At 69.9% G+C, this 1,023-nt stretch carries 1 protein-coding gene; it reads right to left on the bottom strand.

What is annotated here, in order from left to right; all coding sequences use genetic code 11:
* On the bottom strand, positions 1 to 1,023 hold a 1,023-nt coding region (locus tag IE237_RS40360), incomplete at both ends, for an acyl-CoA dehydrogenase family protein (protein WP_189807202.1).

Raw genomic sequence — 1,023 nt, 5'->3', positions numbered from 1 at the left:
GGGTGATCTTGGCGTCGCGCATCATGCGCTCGACGGGGTAGTCGCGGGTGTAGCCGTAGCCGCCGAGGAGCTGGACGGCGTCGGTGGTGACCTCCATGGCGACGTCGGAGGCGAAGCACTTGGCGGCGGCGCCGAAGAAGGTGAGGTCGCCGTCGACGCGCTCGGACTTGGCGGCGGCGGCGTAGGTGAGCTGGCGGGCGGCTTCGAGCTTCATGGCCATGTCGGCGAGCATGAACTGCACGCCCTGGAAGTCGGCGATGGGCTTGCCGAACTGCTTGCGCTCCTTGACGTAGCCCTTGGCGTAGTCGAGGGCGCCCTGGGCGATGCCGATGGCCTGGGCGGCGATGGTGATGCGGGTGTGGTCGAGCGTCTTCATCGCGGTGGCGAAGCCGGTGCCCTCGGCGCCGATCATGCGGTCGGCGGGGATGCGGACGTTGTCGAGGTAGACCTCGCGGGTCGGGGAGCCCTTGATGCCGAGCTTCTTCTCCGGGGCGCCGAAGGACACGCCCTCGTCGGACTTCTCCACCACGAAGGCGCTGATGCCCTTGGACCGCTTCTCCGGGTCGGTGACGGCCATCACCGTGTAGTACTCGGAGACGCCGGCGTTGGTGATCCACCGCTTGACGCCGTTGAGGACCCAGAAGTCGCCGTCGCGCACCGCGCGGGTCTTCATGCCGGCCGCGTCCGAGCCCGCGTCCGGCTCGGACAGGGCGTAGGAGAACATCGCGTCGCCCTTGGCGAGCGGGCCGAGGTACTTGTGCTTCAGCTCCTCCGAGCCGGACAGGATCACCGGCAGCGAGCCCAGCTTGTTGACCGCCGGGATCAGCGAGGACGAACCGCACGCGCGGGCGACCTCCTCGATCACGATCACCGTCGCGAGCGCGTCCGCGCCCGCGCCGCCGTAGGTCTCGGGCACGTGCACGGCGTGCAGGTCGTTGGCGACCAGCGCGTCCAGGGCCTCCTGCGGGAACCGGCCCTCCTCGTCCACCGCCGCCGCGAACGGCACGATCTTCGCCTCCGCGA

The organism is Streptomyces tanashiensis, assembly GCF_014648895.1.
In the GTDB taxonomy this organism is placed as follows: Bacteria; Actinomycetota; Actinomycetes; order Streptomycetales; family Streptomycetaceae; genus Streptomyces; species Streptomyces tanashiensis.
This window is presented reverse-complemented; position numbering and strand designations above follow the sequence as displayed.